Below are 15,952 nucleotides of genomic sequence, written 5' to 3'. Positions count from 1 at the left end.
GCAGCAAGCAACAATCAGTTTTTTGATGCAGGGAGGCCTGTTTGTGATCGAACGCGAGAAACTCGCTCTCTACGGTGGTCAACCTGTTCGTGATTGCCGAAAGGATGCTCGTCCTGTCATTAGCCAGGAGGCCAAAGAGGAGGTGATGGCTGTCCTCTCCAAGGGTACTCTTGCCCAGTTCTATGGAGGAACACAGGTCAGAGCCTTTGAAAGCGAATATGCAGCCTGGTTTGGGCGTAGTTATGCTGTGGCGGTCAGCTCAGGAACAGCTGCACTCCATGTCATGTACCTGGCAGCGCGTCTTCCAGAGCGCTCTGAGGTATTGATCCCAGCGAACGCTTATGTCTCTGTGCTGTCAGCACTGCTTCAGGCCCATCTTATCCCAGTGATCGTGGATCTTGATCCTCAAAGCTGGGCTATGGACCCAGAGGACTGCCGCCGCAAGATCACCTCGCGCACCAGTGCAATCGTGGCAGTGCATATGTATGGGCAGCCCTGTCCAATGACTGAGCTAGCTCAGATTGCGGAAGCCCATGACCTTACACTTCTTGAGGACTGTGGGCAGTCTCATGGTGCGCTCTGGGCCAGGCGTAAGACTGGTACCTTTGGGCGGGCTGCAGCCTTCAGCCTGTGCTGTCGCAAGCATATTGCCCTTGGGGAGGGGGGAATCCTCATTACTGACGATGAGGAGCTGGCAGCGACGGCCCGCTCGCTTGCTCATAAGGGGAAAGGCGAGGGCTGGTTTGACTACCGGGAAATGGGCTTTAGTTACAATATGACGGAAGTCCAGGCTGCGTTGGGTAGGCACCAGCTGCGCCGACTCGACAGCGAGCTGGAGCGGCGCCAGCGACTGGCCCGCTGGGTCCAAGAGCAAGTGGCCGAAACAGGACTGAGCTTCCCCCTCGTTCCCGCTGGTAGCACCCATGCCTACTTTAAGCTGAACGCCCTTGTCCCACCTGAGCTTGCTCCCTACAGAAATGAGATAGTAGATGCCCTTCAAGCTGAGAACGTGGGTTGTGACCCCAGTCATCCCCACCTACTCGATATAGACTGGATTCGCGAACAACGTCCCTACTTTTTCCGTACCTTGCCCCCTGAAGAGCGCCCAAGCTATGGGCCAGAGATTGCTCCGGTGGCCAGAGATCTGCTCCGCCGCCAGATTGGTATCGAGGTGGGGCCGGGGCTGGATGAGGAAGATCTCTCCTATACCGTGGCGGCTATCCGCAAGGTGATGGCCTACTTCCGCGCAGCTTATGGCGCCACCGGGAGGAAGCCATGAACCCTGCTTCTGAGCAGCAAGAGGGAGCTGACAGCCGGGAGCGCGATGTCTCTGATGGGTACGCGCAAGAAACGACTATCGCGCAAAGGGCGCTGACCCGTGAGGAGGCGACCGAGCTGGTACGCCAGCGCTATCCAGCTCATGCTGATACTGCTCCTTGTGCGGCCTGTGGCTCTGTTCGCACCGCTCCATTCACCTGGCGCCGTGGTTTTCGCATTGCTGAATGTCGTGAGTGCGGCTTCCTCTGGGTGGACCCTATGCCGCGAGCGGAAGATATGTGGGTTTTCTACAACAGGCGCAGGTGGCAGCCTTATCCACCCGAGGTTGTGCAGCGCAAATTTCGTCCCGAGCTCCAGGTGGTGCTCAGCTGTGTCCCGAGCGGCTCCTGGGTCGTTGATGTTGGCTGCAGTCATGGCCAGTTCGCCTCGCTGTTGCGTGCCAGAGGCTATCAGGTCGTCGGCGTGGATATCGATAGCGAAGCCCTGGCCTACGCGAGCAGGCAGTACGGACTGCAGGTCTATCAGGGGGATCTCTCTCTCCTCTCTTTCGATCGCCAGTTCGATGCTGTGACGATTCTCAGCTCGCTTGAGCATATGGTCAATCCCTTCGAGGTGGTAGCTGCGGCTGCGCGAATGCTCAGACCTGGCGGTGCGCTCATCATATCGACGCCGCGAGGTGACGGATTGATCCCGTCCATGAGCCGCCGGCTCTTCCTCCCCGCGCTTGGCGTCTGGGAGTTCCTTTCGCCGCCGAGCCACCTGACCTACTTTACGCAGCGCTCGCTGGCAGCTATGATGCGTCGGACAGGTTTCCAGCATATCACGTTCTATGATAGGGCACGTGATAGGGACTATAAAAAGCGGGAGCTCAGAGAAGCGCTTCAGGACAGCCAGCGAGGTTCCTCCTGGGTTGGAACGCTCTATCTCCAGTTGCGACATCTTCGCTTTCTGGCCCGCTGTATGCGAAGAGGAGATATGATGATTGGCGTCGGTAGAAAGCCAATGGGGGACGGTGATCTCAATTGATTGGGACAGGTGCAGACAGAGAAAAGGATGAGCGAGGCGTGCAGTTGACAAAGGAGGAGCGGGATCGCTTGCGCAAAGCGCTCGCGGAGGCAGAACTCTTGAACGCTGATGAGGAATGGGACAGCCTCGACCTCGTTTCCGCCCTGGTCGTCACAGAATATGAACTTGGTATCGTTCTCGATGAAGCCGAGCTGGGCCCGGGTGATTTATCCGGTGTAGCAGCATTAGAGGCCGCGATCGAAAGGTATGGCAGGCGTCTCGCTGTACAGGCGCGTCTGCGTCTCGATGTGGAGCCTCCGCCAGACCAGGCTCAGGAGGAAGGGGTATTGCCACAGTCCCGCCGGCAAATCGAGTACCGCCTGGCTCTTGCCTGTCCTGAGGCCAGGGTCGCTGTTTCACGTGGTCGCCAACTGTCCGTATTCAGCAGTGCCAGTGATCCAGGCAGCCTTCCCGTCTCAGAGGCGATGGCTCGTGTACTGAGTCAGGGAGATGTCTTCTCTGCAGGGCCTACCCCTTCATCGTTCCCAGGAGGAGCTGTCCAGGGATCTGAAGATGCAACCAGGCTACGGGGAGGAGAGGCCGGGGCGGTGATCGCGCGAATCGAGCGGGAAGTGCAGGCATTCGTGATTCAGTGGGGAGGAACTCTCTGGGCCCCAGCCAGTCCGTTGATTAGCGTGGATCAGCTGCGTCACCTGGGCTACTATGACGCCCATCCTGAGCAAATTATTCATCTTGACGAATATACCGCATTATTGCCAGCCGCCTGCCTGAATTCTTATCCATTGCTAGATGCAGATGACGTTGTGCTGGGCACCCATCTGGCTACTGTGTTTCGCCGCGAGCCCCACTATGATAGTGCGGTTGGGCGTATGCCGGCGTTCACCTGCCGGGAGGTTCTCTGGTGCGCTTCCCAAACATGGGAGGAACGTTTTACCTCCGAAGTAGAGCTGTTGCTCACTGGTCTTGCTGCTGACCTGGGGATCAAGGGACGCTGGGTAGCGGCTCATGATCCTTTTTTCCTGGGGGGAGGAAAGGCAGGACACAAGCGCGAGTTTCGTGGCAGCGTCGCAGGGAAGGAGCTGGCGCTGGCGTCCATTAACCGGCATGGAGACCACTTCATTGTCCGTGGCTATGGACGCCCGGGACGGGTGACAGGGTGCGTTGGCCTGGGCCTGGAACGGTGGGTCCTTGCGGCGCTATACCGAGGGGAAGAGCGCGCATGCGAGAGCTGACTCTCCACTTCATGCAGCGATTCTACGGAGAAGGGATCTGGCCTCTGCTAAAGACCTATGGGATTGATTCTCCTCCCTTCGAGTTCGAGGAAGAAGAGGAAACGAGGTCGCAGCTGGCCGCCTTGTTCTTTGTCGCAGGGACCAGGAGGCTGAGCGGATTATCCCAGAGCATCGAGGTGGTCGTGGCCTCTCCCTGCATCGATCATGCTGAGGCCGAGCCGCGCCGGTTGGCGGCGACCGTGATCGCCGATCTGGTGCATGGGGCGGCGATCAGCCGGCTGCTGTCCGTGCCGCTGGTCTCTTTTATTGGCACGGGTCAGGAGATTCGCCTGGTTCCGCGGGGAGCGGAGCGGGCTGCTGGCTGGCACCGCGTGGCGGAAAGGGTACTCTCGGTGTTTGAGACCCTGGAACTGCCCACGGGTTCGCGCTGCTTTGTCTCGCACGATGAGGTGGTCTGGGCCGTGCTCTCAGAGACAGTCGAGAGGGACCGGACTCGCCTGCCGACGGTCGCGCTGAATGGTCTCTATCATCTGAGGGATGGCTCGGCCTTTCCGGCCGGATCACCGTTTCGGTACTACTATGAGTACTACCGCTACAATCTGGCCTGTTATCGGCAACCTGTGCTTGAGCACCTGCTCGGGAGGCCTTTGCGCGGGATGCTGGTGGTGGAGAACGTGCAACAGGTCAAGGCCGTGGCGCTGGCGAGACGGCTGAATGGACAGTGGCCTACAGAGCACCTGGTAACGGTGCCTGCCCCCGGGCGCGCAGGAGATGAGCGGGCCACGCGAGCAGCGGCGCAGGATCGCCTGACGATCGACGAACTGCCATCGTGCTGCGAAATGGGAGAAGGGGGGGAAGACTGGGGGAGGGAGCATCGCGCTTTCTGGGAGAAGATTTGCCATTCTTGGCAAGAGCTGTCTCGAGGGAGTTTCAGGAGAGAGCGATGAAAAGACCGCTGGATGTCGCTAGACGCCTGCAGGCCACCCTGTTGATCTGTGGAGTAGATTTTGGCTGGGGAAGTGCAGGGAAACTGGAAAGTATCCTGCGGGTCCTGATCAACCGCTGTGGCTACGATCTCAAGCTGGTGGTACTGGGCACCAGCCTGGGGCGCCCGGTACTCGGTAATCTGCCAGTGGAGGCCTGGTATGAGCGTGAGCCACTGCTGCTCGACCGGGTGCGGGTTATTATCGACCGCCATCAGGTAACAGCCGCGCTGGTTGTCCTGGATCCCGAGGTAGCCTCTGCTATAGAGCGGGCCGGCTGTCCCACCGTGTACGTCGATAGTCTGCCGTACCTGTGGACGGAACATGATCCTATCCCGAGCGAGGTGACTATCTATGCCGCTCAGCTGTGCGATTCCATTCCCTGGCCTGCCTGGCAACCACTGCGGCGTGTGCGTCACCTACACTGGGTAGAAGGGATCACGACGACGAGAGAGAAGAGCCAACGTACCTGCAGGCCTGGTCTGGCAGTGGTCAGTTTTGGTGGACTGCATTCGCCTCTGAGTACCTCGGGAAACAGGCCCTATCCCAAGCTGGTTCTGATGCCTGCGTTGCAAACCCTGGTGCGGGCCGGCTACACGCTAATTGAGGTTTGTGGCAATATGCAGGACTTCGACGAAATCGGCATGGACAAAGCAATGGTGGACTCTCTGCCAGCAGCTATTCACATGGCCCCGCGATCACATGCTGCCTTTCTCGATCTGCTGGAGCAGGCAGAACTCCTGGTCTGCTCTCCGGGCCTGACGACCCTGATCGAGGCTGGCTGTCGCTCAGTCCCGACGGTCTGTCTCCCTCCTCAAAATCTCAGTCAGATTCTCAATAGCGATCGCTTTGCTGCCCATGTTGATCCAGACTGCCGGGTGCCGTGGCCACGTAAGGTATTGGACCTCAGCGCTGTCGAATGCCTCCGTCTTCAGGGGGAGGAGGCTGCCGTTTCTTTCATTTATGCCTCGCTAGAGCAGGCACTTGCGGAAGCGCCTGCCGTATGGAGGGAGTTGGAGGAGCGGTTGACACTGGCGCTGGCCCGAGCACGGCAGAGGAAAGAGTGGGATGGCCTGGTCTCCCTGGTCGGGACACGGGGAGCTGAGCAGGTAGCCGCTTTCTGCGCCCAGATTCTTTCTGGTTGGAAGTAGCCCTCAAGGCAGGGGCTGACAAGCGGTCTCAGAGAGGGCATGCAACGCCTGTCACCTGGAGAGGATACACGATGTATCGGGTCACTGTTTATGAGAGAGTAGAGGAGATCCCCTCTGAGCAGTGGAATAGTCTGGCGAGGGGAGCAGACTTTACTTTGACCACGCCGATGTTGGCACTTATCCAACGCTCACGCCCTAAAATGGCTCGCTTTTTCATGGTCTGGGATGCGACAATGACCCCTCGCGGCGCTGTTCCGATCTACTTGCTCCATGAGTCAACAACAGTCTCTGCTTATCAAAGACCGGATCTGATGCTGCGTCGGGTGGCAGGTCCAGAGTTTGAGTGCTTTGTTCCAGGAGCCAAGGCCATCTTGCCTGCGGTCTCCATTGGCTCGCATCAGGTCACGTCGGCGCGTGTCCTGATCGATCGATCTATCCCAGTAGAGGAGCAACAGGCCTGCATCAGCCTCTTGCTCTCTCAGATTGAAGAGCAGGCGCGCTCCTGGGGGGCCTGTTCCATTTGCTGTCCATACGTAGCAGGCGACGATGCCGTGCTGCGCACAGTATTGCTGGAACATGACTATTTCTCTTTCCCCAACGTCTGGCTGGCCGTACTCGATATCTGCTGGTCCTCTTTCTCAGACTACCTTCAGAGCCTGTCTGGTAAGCGTCGGCATAGTATTCGCAGGGAACGTTTGCAGATTGCCAGAGCAGGCGTCGAGCTGAGCATCGCTCCTCTTCAGCTAGCAGACGTGGCGCGCCTGGAGATTCTCAAAGGGAATGTTGACGCGAAGTATCACGGTGAGTCTGCCCGTCGCCCACCGTCTGAGAACTCTTTTCTGGCTGTTGCCGCTCGCGAGCGCCCCGGTGAGCCGCTGGTCGTACTGGCTCGGAAGGAGGGAGAGATCGTAGCGTTCTGCCTCTGCTACCGTTATCGTGATGAGTTGTACTGTGAGCAGGTCGGCTTTGATTATGAGCGAACGGCAAGGCTGCCTCTCTACTTCGAGGTCGGCTACTATCAGCCAATCACCTACGCTATTGAGCAAAAGCTCAAACGGATACACTACGGGGCTGAAGCATATAAGGCCAAGCTGTGGCGCGGGTGCCACCTTGAGCTGCAAACAGCGTTTATGAAATGCTTTGATCTCACGACTCATCAGCAGTTGGCTGCCTGCGCTGCAATGCTAGACGAGCAAAGGCTCTCTTGAGGGAGGGTTATTGCAAGAGATGGTATACTATGAGAACGATGAACATCATCTTTTGGAAACTCTAGGGACATCTCTCTTCCATACGGAAGACGCAGTAGCAACAGTAAGCGCTGCTGCCGGGTTGCTGGCGCTGGCCTGTCATTTGGGACGTCCCGGAACACTGGCGCTTGTTCCTGGCTGGATCTGCTCCGAGGTTTTTCACGTGCTGATCCTGGCGGGGTTGAGGCCGTCGCCTGTAGATGTTGAAAAGGACTTTACCATGTCTCTACAGGCCGCGGAGCGTATCAGCGCAAAGGTCGGCGCGGAAATTTCTCTGGTAGTCTATGCCCCATTTGGGGGGCACGCACCTGACTTTGAAGACTGGCTAAAGTGGGCACAGCAGCGCCAGGTCACGTTGATTGCTGACCTGGTGCAGTCACCCGACCTTGAGGTCTGGCAGAAGATTGCCCCACGGGTGACAGCAGCAATCACCTCTTTTCGATCTGGCAAGCCACTGGGAGCGTCTGGGGGGGGGCTGATCGCCGGGCGGCAAATGGTGATAGAGGCAGCCCGTACATTTTTTAATGCTGGGCGCGATCGTAGGGGGCGCAAGGTCTCTCTCGGCGTGAATCTCTCGCTGGCCGCAGAGGCTGCTGAGGCGGCCCGACGCCGATTGGCGCGGCAGGTGCAGCTCTGTACTGAGTGGCGTGCTTTGACCAGAAAGAAGCTCCTGGCGGCGGAGGCCTGGTGTCTGCCGGGATGGACCCAATCTTCCCGTGCTCTGTCCAAGATTCCCTGCCTGCAAGGACCAGGCCGCCCTTTGAATCCAGATGCTACCTATCGTAGTAGCGTCTGGAGACAGGCCGTTCGCGAACGCTTCGGCGCAGTTGCAGATGAGCCTTTACCCAATCTGGAAGCATTGTATGAAAAAATAAGAGTAATTTACATTAATGTAGAGCAAAGAGATAGTGGAGGATATTGTGAAGGAAAATTATTATGAATTAGAAGATATTGCTAGAAGTGTTGTTAGGAAATATTGGAATATTGAAGAACACCTTGAGACCGTAGACACAGGTGTTAACAAAAGAACGTGGCGTGCTGGTCCTTACTGGCTATCATGTACCTATGACTACGAGGTTGAAGCAGTCAGCAGGGAGCTACAGCTCTATTCCTGTCTGAGTGAACGTGGGCAACTGCCTGGTGCAGTGGCAGTCCCTTCTGTGATTAAAGCACAGGGGGAACTGTTTGTGCAGGCTCACGGGCGTGTCTGGTGGCTCACAGCTCATGTTCCTGGGCGGCAACCTGAACCAACACGGATCGAAGATACGCTCGCCGTTGCCCGAGGCCTTGCAGGCTTGCACTGCTGGCTGGCCCCCCTCTCCCCAGAGCTGGCAGTTTCGAAGGAGAGTGCTCTCACGCTCTTTGCGCGTGGACGCCTTCTGGCGCTCGAAGAGCAGTGCCTGGGCTTCACAGAAGCCGACAAGGAGGTGCTCCTCCAGGCGTCCAGGCTCATCGATGAATACCTGGCTACTCACTCGCAGACAGCTATGCAGCTTATCCACGGTGACCCTTCCCATCCGAATCTGCGCCTCTCTGAAAGATATCCCCCGCGGCTGATCGGGGCGTTAGATTGGGCAAGTTGTCGCTATGATGCCCCCCTGGCTGATCTTGCTACTGTGGGACAGACAATCGTCTTTCGCTCACGCTCCAGGGATCCTCTCGCTGATCTGACAGCAATGGTGGCTGCCTATCAGCAGGGAGGAGGGGTTGGGTTTAGCCTGGATGCGCTGCTAGTGTTTATGATCCTGGGCAAGTTTGAGAGCATTGCCCACCACGGGACGCGCTTTCTTCGTGGTGAGATTGCTGCTGATCTGGTTCTCTCGCAATCAACAAAGATCCATACTATTCTGCTCCTGATTCAGGAGAGCCAAAAGAGAGATCGTTCGAGTTAGCTCCAGAGAGGAGAAGCGTTACAAAGCTGTGCTACCTAGAGAAAAAAGTATCGAGTGCAAAACAGATAAGTCGGCCAGTGCAAGGCGGTTCCCTGGACAGCTCGCGCGCGCGAGACAACGAATCTGGCTCCTCTTCTCTGCTCTGTCGTACCGAGACTTCAGGCTCCTTTGGCTGGGCCGTAATCTCTCTCGCCTGGGTGATTCCGTCTACGAAGTGGCTCTGGGCTGGACCGTGTATAAGGTAACTGGGTCAAGTATGGCGATGGGGGTGATTGTGGGAACCTTCACCACGCTCCAGGTGGCACTGGCTCTCTTCGGAGGAGCGCTGGGAGATAGAATGAGTCGTCGCTATCTCCTGTTGGTCACTGATGCTACAGCAATGATGATTACTGCTCTACTCGCTCTTGCTACAGCGGCAGGGCAGGTCAGCTTTCTCTTGCTGCTGGTCGTGGCCGCTGGGTTAGGCGTTACCTCAGCGTTGTCGCTCCCCTCTCTTGGCCCACTCATTGGCGAGCTTGTACCTCGCCATGAGCTGCAGAACGCGAACGCCCTTGATAGCGCGACCTTTAGCCTGATGACACTGGTTGGGCCTGCTCTCGGTGGGTTCATCGTCAGCTATAGCATCGCCGTGGCTTTCGGTTTTGACGCCCTGACCTTTTTGCTCAGCTTCCTGGCCATGCTTCTCATGCGTCGGATACGCAGCTCTATCTCCTTTCAGCGTGTTCGCTACCAGGATCTCATTGCTGGATTTAAGTACATCGGCCAGCGTCCCTGGCTGAAATGGCTCATCGCTGTCTCTATAGCTGCGAATGTCGCCTGTATTGCCCCGTTCTACGTCTTGCTTCCATTGCGGATCGCTAATCTCCATCTCTCTGCCAGTATCTATGGCCTGGCGCTTGCGGCCCAGGGAGCCTCCTCAGTTCTGGCCTCTGCCTCGCTGGCTTATCTGCGGCGTGTGCGTCAGACAGGTGCGCTACTTTTTGTGTCTATGGCTGGGCCAGGTGTAGCCTGCCTGTTACTGGCTGTGGCTCATAGTCTGGTGACCATAGTATGCGCGGGTGCAGTGATGGGGGTCAACGTCTATGCTGTCACCTTGATCAACTACCTGCTACAGCGCTATGTCGCTCCAGACTATCAAAGCCGCGTTACGAGTATCCTGCTGGTAGGCTCACTTGTCTTTTTGCCTGCGGCCTACGCTGGTATGGGCATTCTGGCCTCTTATCTGCCAGCCCCCCTTGTCTTGGCAGCTGGTGGAATGGTGCTGCTCCTGGTCTGTGCTGTGGCTCTAGGCAGTCCTGCTGGGCGTGGGCTCCAGGGATTGGACCAAGAGTCGCAGGCCGAGGTCCTCTAAGGGGGGGAGGGGAAGCTCCCCATGAAGTGGAAGCAATCTCTCTACCACAGATGCGCTGGGGAGGTGGCCAAAATGGCAGCCCCAGACGAGGGCTTACTGAACGCTGTAGGCCAGCTCTTCGTCCAGCATGGTGAGATGCCTCACCAGCATCCGGGCGTGCTCTCTGCACGGCTGGGCTGCCCCGACTGTGCCGACTGTGTGGTCGCTGTCTATAGTCGCCGGAATGGTGAACCGCCGGAGCTAGCCCTGGCACTGCGCCAACGCCCTGACGGAGTGTGGGTGTCCCTCTTTCCAGGGGCACCTATCCTGGCCAGCCTGGCATTTCCTCCTGAGCTGCTAGGGGAAATCCTGGCCGCCCTGTGTCGGGAGTTAGGTGCCTCTGCTCTCTATTTCCCTTTGGCTTATGCGGAGACTCGCGCTGCTCACCTGCTACAGGCTACTCCGGCCATGGACTGCTGGCAGCGCAGTCCTTCACCGATTATCTCCTGGGATGATGGCGGTGAAGGACTGATCGGGCGCTTCATGGAACGCTATGGTTCCCAGGCTGCGAGGAAAAGGAAACGCTGGCAGTCTTTGCGGGCCGTAACTTTGCCCCCTTTATCAGCCGTACAAGCTCTGGCTGCCATTGAAGCGAATTCATGGAAATCATCTTTGCATGCTGATCTGCAGTCAAATGGACAGCTCCAGTACTATCAGCGTTTGCTTCTAGAAGGTCTGGTGGAGCTGACAGTCGCTACTCTGGACGAGTACCCCATTGCCTACCGGCTGGATAGCCTCTTCCGAGAGAGGGTGTATGCACTGGAGTGGTCCTTCGACCAGCGCTATGCAGCTCTGGCCCCTGGCATGTTTCTCCTCCTCGATGGCCTGCTCCTGCGCTGGGGGCGGGAGAAACTGCACTACATCGACCTCTTCGGGTCCCCTGACAGACTCAAGACGCTGGTCGAGACCGACCGTCGAGCACGGGTAGATTTTGCCTGGCCAGCCGGGTCCGTCACCGAGCTGCTTCGCCGTGAGCGGAGTGACCATGACCTGAGGTTGGCCGGGTATCTGGCGCGGGGAGTAGGGATACGTCGGATCTATAGCGAGATGGTGGACCGATAGCTGGAAAACAATGGGGCTACTCTGATCCAGATTCAGGGTGAACCCGGCTATGGGTCCTCGAGCAATGGGAGGAAAAGCATTATGGCGCAATCCAGGCGTACCATTGATGGAGCGATGGCTGATGGATCGCACCTGAAGGTAGTCCGCTATGCGACAGCGGCAGAGGTCCCCCAAGAGGTTTGGCTCCAACATGAGGGGCCTGGTGCCCTCTATGGCTCTGTCACGTGGTTCCAGCTTGCCGAAGCTGTCGGCACCAGACTCTCCTATCTGGTGGTCTATAATCAGCCCGGAGGCCAGGCTTTCGGGCTTCTTCCTGTACTGCTGACACCTCCACGCCCCGGAGGCTCCTATGACCAGGTACGCCGTCTGCTAGGGCCGGTTCTTGGTAGGGATCTGCTGCCCTCTGTCTGGTATCCTACCTTGATCGCCGGCTCCTGGAACAGCAACCTGGCAGTTCTACCCGCCTTGCCAGCAAACGAGGTAAAGCTCCAACGAGCTATCTGGAATGCCTTGCTATCTGAGGTGAAGCGAATCGCTGTCGAGCGGGGAACCCCTTGTATCGCTCTGCCTTTTCTACCAACAGATGTTGCCTCAGTGCTAGTTGATCTCGTTGGAGAGCAAGGTGTCTTTCTGCTGACGACCCCGAATACATTGAAAGAGATAAGAAGCACATCTTTTGATAATTTTGTTGCCTCTTGTAAGAGGAACATGAGAAAGATGATCAGGCGTGAACTTAGAATTTTCAACGAAGCTGGCCTTGAGATTACCATAGAGCCGCTCCAACAGGTTCTGGAAGAGATGACAGAGCTGGTATTGCATAGCAACAGCCGGCACGGGGGAGTCACTGATCGAGAGAAGATCCAAGAGCTGTTGATGGCCCAATCCCAAGTATTGGGTGATCAGATGCTCTCTTTCTGTGCACGTCGTCAAGGGAGGCTGATGGCGGCTGCCAACGTAGTGGTGTCACATCAGGGGATCTATGGGCGAACATTTGGCTCTCGTGAGGACAGAGGCAACCATATGGAGTACTTTGCGCTTGCCTATTACGCACCGCTACGCTATGGCATTGAGCATGGCTTGAGATGGCTGCACGGAGGCCCAGAAGCCTATGAAGCTAAACTTCGGCGTGGCTTTGAACTCGTCCCGCTCTGGACGCTTTTTTTGCCAGCTGCTCCTCTCACTTCCGCGCAGCGTACTCTGATAAGGCATCATAACGAGGCTGAGCTGGAGCGCTGGCGACACTGGTTTCTTCAAATCACAGGGCGGCCCGCGCCGGCTCCTTGGGGGGAAAAAGGGGAGATCATGAGGACGCTCCAGCAGTTGGCCAGCATCTCTGGGTAAGGCGGCAATAATACAACATCGGGAGAGAAAACATTGCTGATTAGCTTCCCACGCCCAACTGCTTTTTTCTCTCATCCCTGACTGTTGTGGTAAGCGGCAGGCCGCCTCCCTTCTCTCGCGGTGATCAAAGGGTCTCGAAGCGTTTCTGGACCAGATAAGGATTTGCTCCTTCGAGCAGCTCAGGGAGCTGCTCAACAATGCCAGTCAGAGGACATTGCTGAGGTACCCTGGTTGCTCCCAGTCAGTGCGGTGCTCTACTCTACCGCTTGAGGCCTGGTGCCAGGTTCCCTTGGGTGCCCACAAGCGAATCCAGTAGCTAGAAATTCCGAATTATCTCAACGCACGGAGACAGAAGGTTCAGCATCCTGTCGCTGGAGCTCCAGGGCAGATCAGGTGGACGCTAGCTGGTGGAAGCATATGGAAGCATAGGTGCTTTCTCGCTGTAGCGCTCGCTGAGCAGCCGCTGCTTGTCCGCTTAGCTCGCTCAAGCTCAGCGCTCAGGAGGCACCCGCAACTCCATGTGTTGCCCACACATTCGCTGATCGCGAGAGCCTGTGCGCAGGCCCACGCCGTGGCTTCATGCAGAGGCAGCGGAATATTCCGGGCAGAAACAGGCACCGAGGTTTTCTCTGCAGGCCAGATACTGCCTCCTGCTGCTGCTATCGCTTTGTCGTCTTCTGGCCATGCTCGTATCTGGCTGAAGGAAATCTCCTCTTCTTCGAGGTGTACCTGAGCTGCATGTTCCGACGCTGGCTGGAACACCTGCCAGCGTTCCCAGGCGACTGCGGACTCCTCATTCTGGTGCAAAGGCAGTAGCAAACAAAGCATAGCCAGGACGGAGCTGCTGGTAGGAACTTCTGGGGGAGAGCCGGGATCTTGCTTCCCGGGGAAAGCCGACACGCAAGCCGAGACACAGGTTGCCCTCTGCCTGTGGAACGATGGCGGAGGGAAAGAGGGGAGAAGCCGCCAGGCTTTATATCCCGCCTGGCCCGTTGAGCCCCCTGGCAGGAAGAAGAAGCAGCTGGTAGGCCCAGCTATTGGAAAAGGAGCCAGCTGGTGTTGCTGGAAGGGTGGAACGCGACAGATGCTAGATGGTGCTACCTTCCAGGCTCCAGTTGCCTTTGGCCTGGAGATACCTTTGGGCAAGGTCCTGGAAGGTTGTCTGACGATGCTGACTGGCCGCCCTGCTCCTTGTTGTCTCTCGCAAGAGGTATCGATGTCAGCGTTTCTGCCGGATGTCAGTCCTGCGTCGATCCCGACCTGCTTACCGGCTGGCTCATCCCACCACAGCCGACCTGCCATGCCATGCCGGCCAGTCAGAGCTGGATCGGCGTGGGACCCTGGTGACTCCTGGCTGGGCCAGGCTTCCCTACCACCCGCTTTGGGATCGGCTGCCACGAACCCGACAATATCCACTGGAGGTCTGGCCCCAGAGATGGCGCTTGCCTCCACGCGCAGGGAGCGGGCAATTGGTTTGGTAGCAGGATCTCTTCGCCGGGACCGCTGGCTGGTGGAGAGGAAAACGGCTCGGTAGACCCTGATCGGCAGGACTGAGCACAATACCCACTGGTATGGCCGCTATTCTCGGCATGAGGCTGGTAGTGCCTCTACCGCGCTGTCAGCGATCCCCAGGAGGGAGTAATTGCCCATGTCGTTGACCGATCACATTTCATCTAGCTCCTTGCAGGAATGGAGCGCGCACCATGCTCGCGGCCTCAAGTCAGGTCAGGTGAGCGGCGCTGCTTCATCCCGTCCCTTCAGCATGGCGAGGGCGGCGGGAAGGCTGCCAATGAAGATCAGCACAAAGCAGATCAGTTGCAGCATATTCTGGCGAGTGCCATAACCGGCGGCCTGAAAGGGAACAGCCACGATGAACAGGCTCGCTGCCCACCAGGGAATGGCCCGCGAGCGGAGCAAGGCCATCCCGATGAGGATGTACCCGACCAGGTGGCCCACCACCCAGCTGCCTCCGAGCAAGAGCAGCGACCCTTGAGCGTCGACAGACTGGAAGACGGCTGCGGTCGACGCGCTCGCTGCCGCTCGAAATGCCAACGCCTCCAGTGGTACGAAGATCCCAAAGGGAAGCGAGCCGGCCAGACCGAAGATCATCCCAGCGGTCGCCAGCCACGGTGAGCGCCGCATGGCCAGCAGTCCGAGGCCAACGAAGCTCGGCGCGAAGAAGTAGACGGTCACTGCATTCAGATAGAGAAATCCCTGGATTTGAAGCGGGCTGACCCCTTTGAGCGAGGCGGCCACTCCTTGCAGATTCGCTGGTACGCCCAGGCCCCCGGTCGGATCGACGGCGAACCCCAGGAATAGAACGACAGGCGCCAGAACGATACAGGCAGCCAGACAGACACGCTGGACGAGGCGATAGGCAGGATCAGCAGCGATCTGCTGATTCAGCTGGTGAGAGTGAGCCATGGTGAATCCCTCCACGTCAATCTATTTTGCATGAACTGTCATGCAGAAGCTGGCGCAAGCAGTTGCTGAGCCAGAAGCTGCACCAGCCAGGTCTCATAGCCCGCAGGTTCCCAGTGGCGTTCTACGACCAATAAGCGATAGACGTCATAACTCGTCAGCGCCCACAGGATATCTGTCATCTCCTCAGACGAGAGGTCAGGGCGCAAGACACCCTGTTCGTGCAGAAAGGCAATCAACCGGGCCTGATGCTCACGCCGTCTCGCCTCGACCTGCCGCGCCAGCTCCGCCAGTTCGGGGGCCAGCGCGCCGGCAGTCCGCAGCAATTCCAGCGAGCTGGCCACTGACTCGTAAGCCTGGCGGGTGAGCTGAGCCACCAGCGCGATCTGCCGCAATGGATCGGCCGTCGCACGCAATTCGTCGATGAGCAGCTTGAGGGATGGACTGAACGCATCAGGGTTGATCACCTCTGCCAATAGTGCGCTCTTGGAACCGAAGGTAGCGACGATCGTTTTGGGCGAGACGAGCGCATGCTCGGCGATGGCCTCCAGGGTAGTTGCAGCGTAGCCGCGGCTCTCGAACAGCGAACGTGCGGCCTCCAGGATGCGCTGGCGCGTCTCCTCAGCATGACGTTGGCGCACGCGCGAGTGATAGGGGCGCTTTTTTCTGTCGGACTTGGTGCTCTGTTCCATGGAGAGAGTATACCCTATTCAATAGGATAAATGCTAGCCAATAGTCGTGAAGCCCTGGAGAGGAAACGGTTCAGAAGAGTGGCCCGGGCTGTCATGTCCTCACCTGCGAGGCCAGGATGCTCGAGATAGAGGGACTCTCAGATGAGCGCTCCACCTCTCAGATGTGCCATGAGAAGCGTGATGGCACCCTCCTGAGCACAGCGCTTCCGCTGCTGGGCGGGCTCCACCCAGTGCGAG

The 15,952-nt window shown here is 58.0% G+C and carries 13 protein-coding genes; 11 read left to right on the top strand and 2 right to left on the bottom strand.

All coding sequences use genetic code 11. The annotated features are described in order from the left end of the window. Positions 1 to 43 precede the first annotated feature (43 nt). From KTAU_RS12145 to KTAU_RS12095, 11 genes are all read left to right on the top strand, one after another. Complete coding sequence (locus tag KTAU_RS12145; protein WP_170293246.1) at positions 44 to 1,279, top strand: DegT/DnrJ/EryC1/StrS family aminotransferase; 1,236 nt, start codon at positions 44 to 46, stop codon at positions 1,277 to 1,279. After that, positions 1,276 to 2,304: a class I SAM-dependent methyltransferase gene (locus KTAU_RS12140; protein ID WP_151728619.1), complete on the top strand. Its 1,029-nt coding sequence runs from the start codon at positions 1,276 to 1,278 to the stop codon at positions 2,302 to 2,304. The genes KTAU_RS12145 and KTAU_RS12140 overlap by 4 nt, the downstream gene beginning before the upstream one ends. 38 nt (positions 2,305 to 2,342) lie before the next feature. Continuing rightward, complete coding sequence (locus tag KTAU_RS12135) at positions 2,343 to 3,536, top strand: class-II aminoacyl-tRNA synthetase family protein (protein ID WP_151728618.1); 1,194 nt, start codon at positions 2,343 to 2,345, stop codon at positions 3,534 to 3,536. Further along, entirely contained in the window at positions 3,524 to 4,483 is a 960-nt protein-coding gene (locus KTAU_RS12130) for a hypothetical protein (protein ID WP_151728617.1), read from the top strand. The genes KTAU_RS12135 and KTAU_RS12130 overlap by 13 nt, the downstream gene beginning before the upstream one ends. Next, entirely contained in the window at positions 4,480 to 5,670 is a 1,191-nt protein-coding gene (locus KTAU_RS12125) for a hydroxymethylcytosylglucuronate/cytosylglucuronate synthase (protein WP_151728616.1), read from the top strand. The genes KTAU_RS12130 and KTAU_RS12125 overlap by 4 nt, the downstream gene beginning before the upstream one ends. Before the next feature lie 71 nt (positions 5,671 to 5,741). Continuing rightward, positions 5,742 to 6,878 carry a GNAT family N-acetyltransferase gene (locus tag KTAU_RS12120; RefSeq protein WP_151728615.1) on the top strand — a complete coding sequence of 379 codons (1,137 nt, stop codon included), beginning with the start codon at positions 5,742 to 5,744 and terminating at the stop codon, positions 6,876 to 6,878. Positions 6,879 to 6,897: 19 nt separating this feature from the next. Further along, positions 6,898 to 7,857, top strand: coding sequence for a DegT/DnrJ/EryC1/StrS family aminotransferase (locus KTAU_RS12115; protein ID WP_151728614.1), 960 nt, complete (start codon positions 6,898 to 6,900; stop codon positions 7,855 to 7,857). Beyond that, on the top strand, positions 7,826 to 8,809 hold the full coding sequence (locus KTAU_RS12110; RefSeq protein WP_308789048.1) for a phosphotransferase enzyme family protein: 984 nt from the start codon (positions 7,826 to 7,828) through the stop codon (positions 8,807 to 8,809). The genes KTAU_RS12115 and KTAU_RS12110 overlap by 32 nt, the downstream gene beginning before the upstream one ends. A gap of 28 nt (positions 8,810 to 8,837) precedes the next feature. Next, positions 8,838 to 10,160: an MFS transporter gene (locus KTAU_RS12105; RefSeq protein ID WP_170293244.1), complete on the top strand. Its 1,323-nt coding sequence runs from the start codon at positions 8,838 to 8,840 to the stop codon at positions 10,158 to 10,160. Positions 10,161 to 10,232: 72 nt separating this feature from the next. Continuing rightward, positions 10,233 to 11,261 (top strand): GNAT family N-acetyltransferase, encoded by a 1,029-nt coding sequence (locus tag KTAU_RS12100; RefSeq protein ID WP_170293243.1) that lies wholly within the window; start codon positions 10,233 to 10,235, stop codon positions 11,259 to 11,261. A gap of 81 nt (positions 11,262 to 11,342) precedes the next feature. Then, positions 11,343 to 12,602 carry a GNAT family N-acetyltransferase gene (locus KTAU_RS12095; protein WP_151728610.1) on the top strand — a complete coding sequence of 420 codons (1,260 nt, stop codon included), beginning with the start codon at positions 11,343 to 11,345 and terminating at the stop codon, positions 12,600 to 12,602. Positions 12,603 to 14,327: 1,725 nt separating this feature from the next. On the opposite strand, the gene KTAU_RS12085 is transcribed toward KTAU_RS12095, so the two are convergent. Both KTAU_RS12085 and KTAU_RS12080 read right to left on the bottom strand, forming a co-directional pair. Beyond that, entirely contained in the window at positions 14,328 to 15,026 is a 699-nt protein-coding gene (locus KTAU_RS12085; protein ID WP_151728609.1) for a hypothetical protein, read from the bottom strand. Between the two features lie 38 nt (positions 15,027 to 15,064). Then, positions 15,065 to 15,715 (bottom strand): TetR/AcrR family transcriptional regulator, encoded by a 651-nt coding sequence (locus KTAU_RS12080; RefSeq protein ID WP_151728608.1) that lies wholly within the window; start codon positions 15,713 to 15,715, stop codon positions 15,065 to 15,067. Positions 15,716 to 15,952 lie beyond the last annotated feature (237 nt).

Origin of the sequence: Thermogemmatispora aurantia (assembly GCF_008974285.1) — a bacterium.
GTDB lineage: Bacteria > Chloroflexota > Ktedonobacteria > Ktedonobacterales > Ktedonobacteraceae > Thermogemmatispora > Thermogemmatispora aurantia.
Note: the sequence above shows the minus strand (reverse complement) of the source record. Positions and strands in the feature narration are given on the sequence as shown.

What these genes read in the sequence shown, in the direction of transcription:
- KTAU_RS12140 (WP_151728619.1), top strand. Translation starts at nt 1,276, where the DNA reads ATGAACCCTGCTTCTGAGCAGCAAGAGGGAGCTGACAGCCGGGAGCGC.
- KTAU_RS12130 (WP_151728617.1), top strand. Translation starts at nt 3,524, where the DNA reads ATGCGAGAGCTGACTCTCCACTTCATGCAGCGATTCTACGGAGAAGGG.
- KTAU_RS12125 (WP_151728616.1), top strand. Translation starts at nt 4,480, where the DNA reads ATGAAAAGACCGCTGGATGTCGCTAGACGCCTGCAGGCCACCCTGTTG.
- KTAU_RS12120 (WP_151728615.1), top strand. Translation starts at nt 5,742, where the DNA reads ATGTATCGGGTCACTGTTTATGAGAGAGTAGAGGAGATCCCCTCTGAG.
- KTAU_RS12115 (WP_151728614.1), top strand. Translation starts at nt 6,898, where the DNA reads ATGGTATACTATGAGAACGATGAACATCATCTTTTGGAAACTCTAGGG.
- KTAU_RS12100 (WP_170293243.1), top strand. Translation starts at nt 10,233, where the DNA reads ATGGCAGCCCCAGACGAGGGCTTACTGAACGCTGTAGGCCAGCTCTTC.
- KTAU_RS12095 (WP_151728610.1), top strand. Translation starts at nt 11,343, where the DNA reads ATGGCGCAATCCAGGCGTACCATTGATGGAGCGATGGCTGATGGATCG.
- KTAU_RS12085 (WP_151728609.1), bottom strand. Translation starts at nt 15,026, where the DNA reads ATGGCTCACTCTCACCAGCTGAATCAGCAGATCGCTGCTGATCCTGCC.
- KTAU_RS12080 (WP_151728608.1), bottom strand. Translation starts at nt 15,715, where the DNA reads ATGGAACAGAGCACCAAGTCCGACAGAAAAAAGCGCCCCTATCACTCG.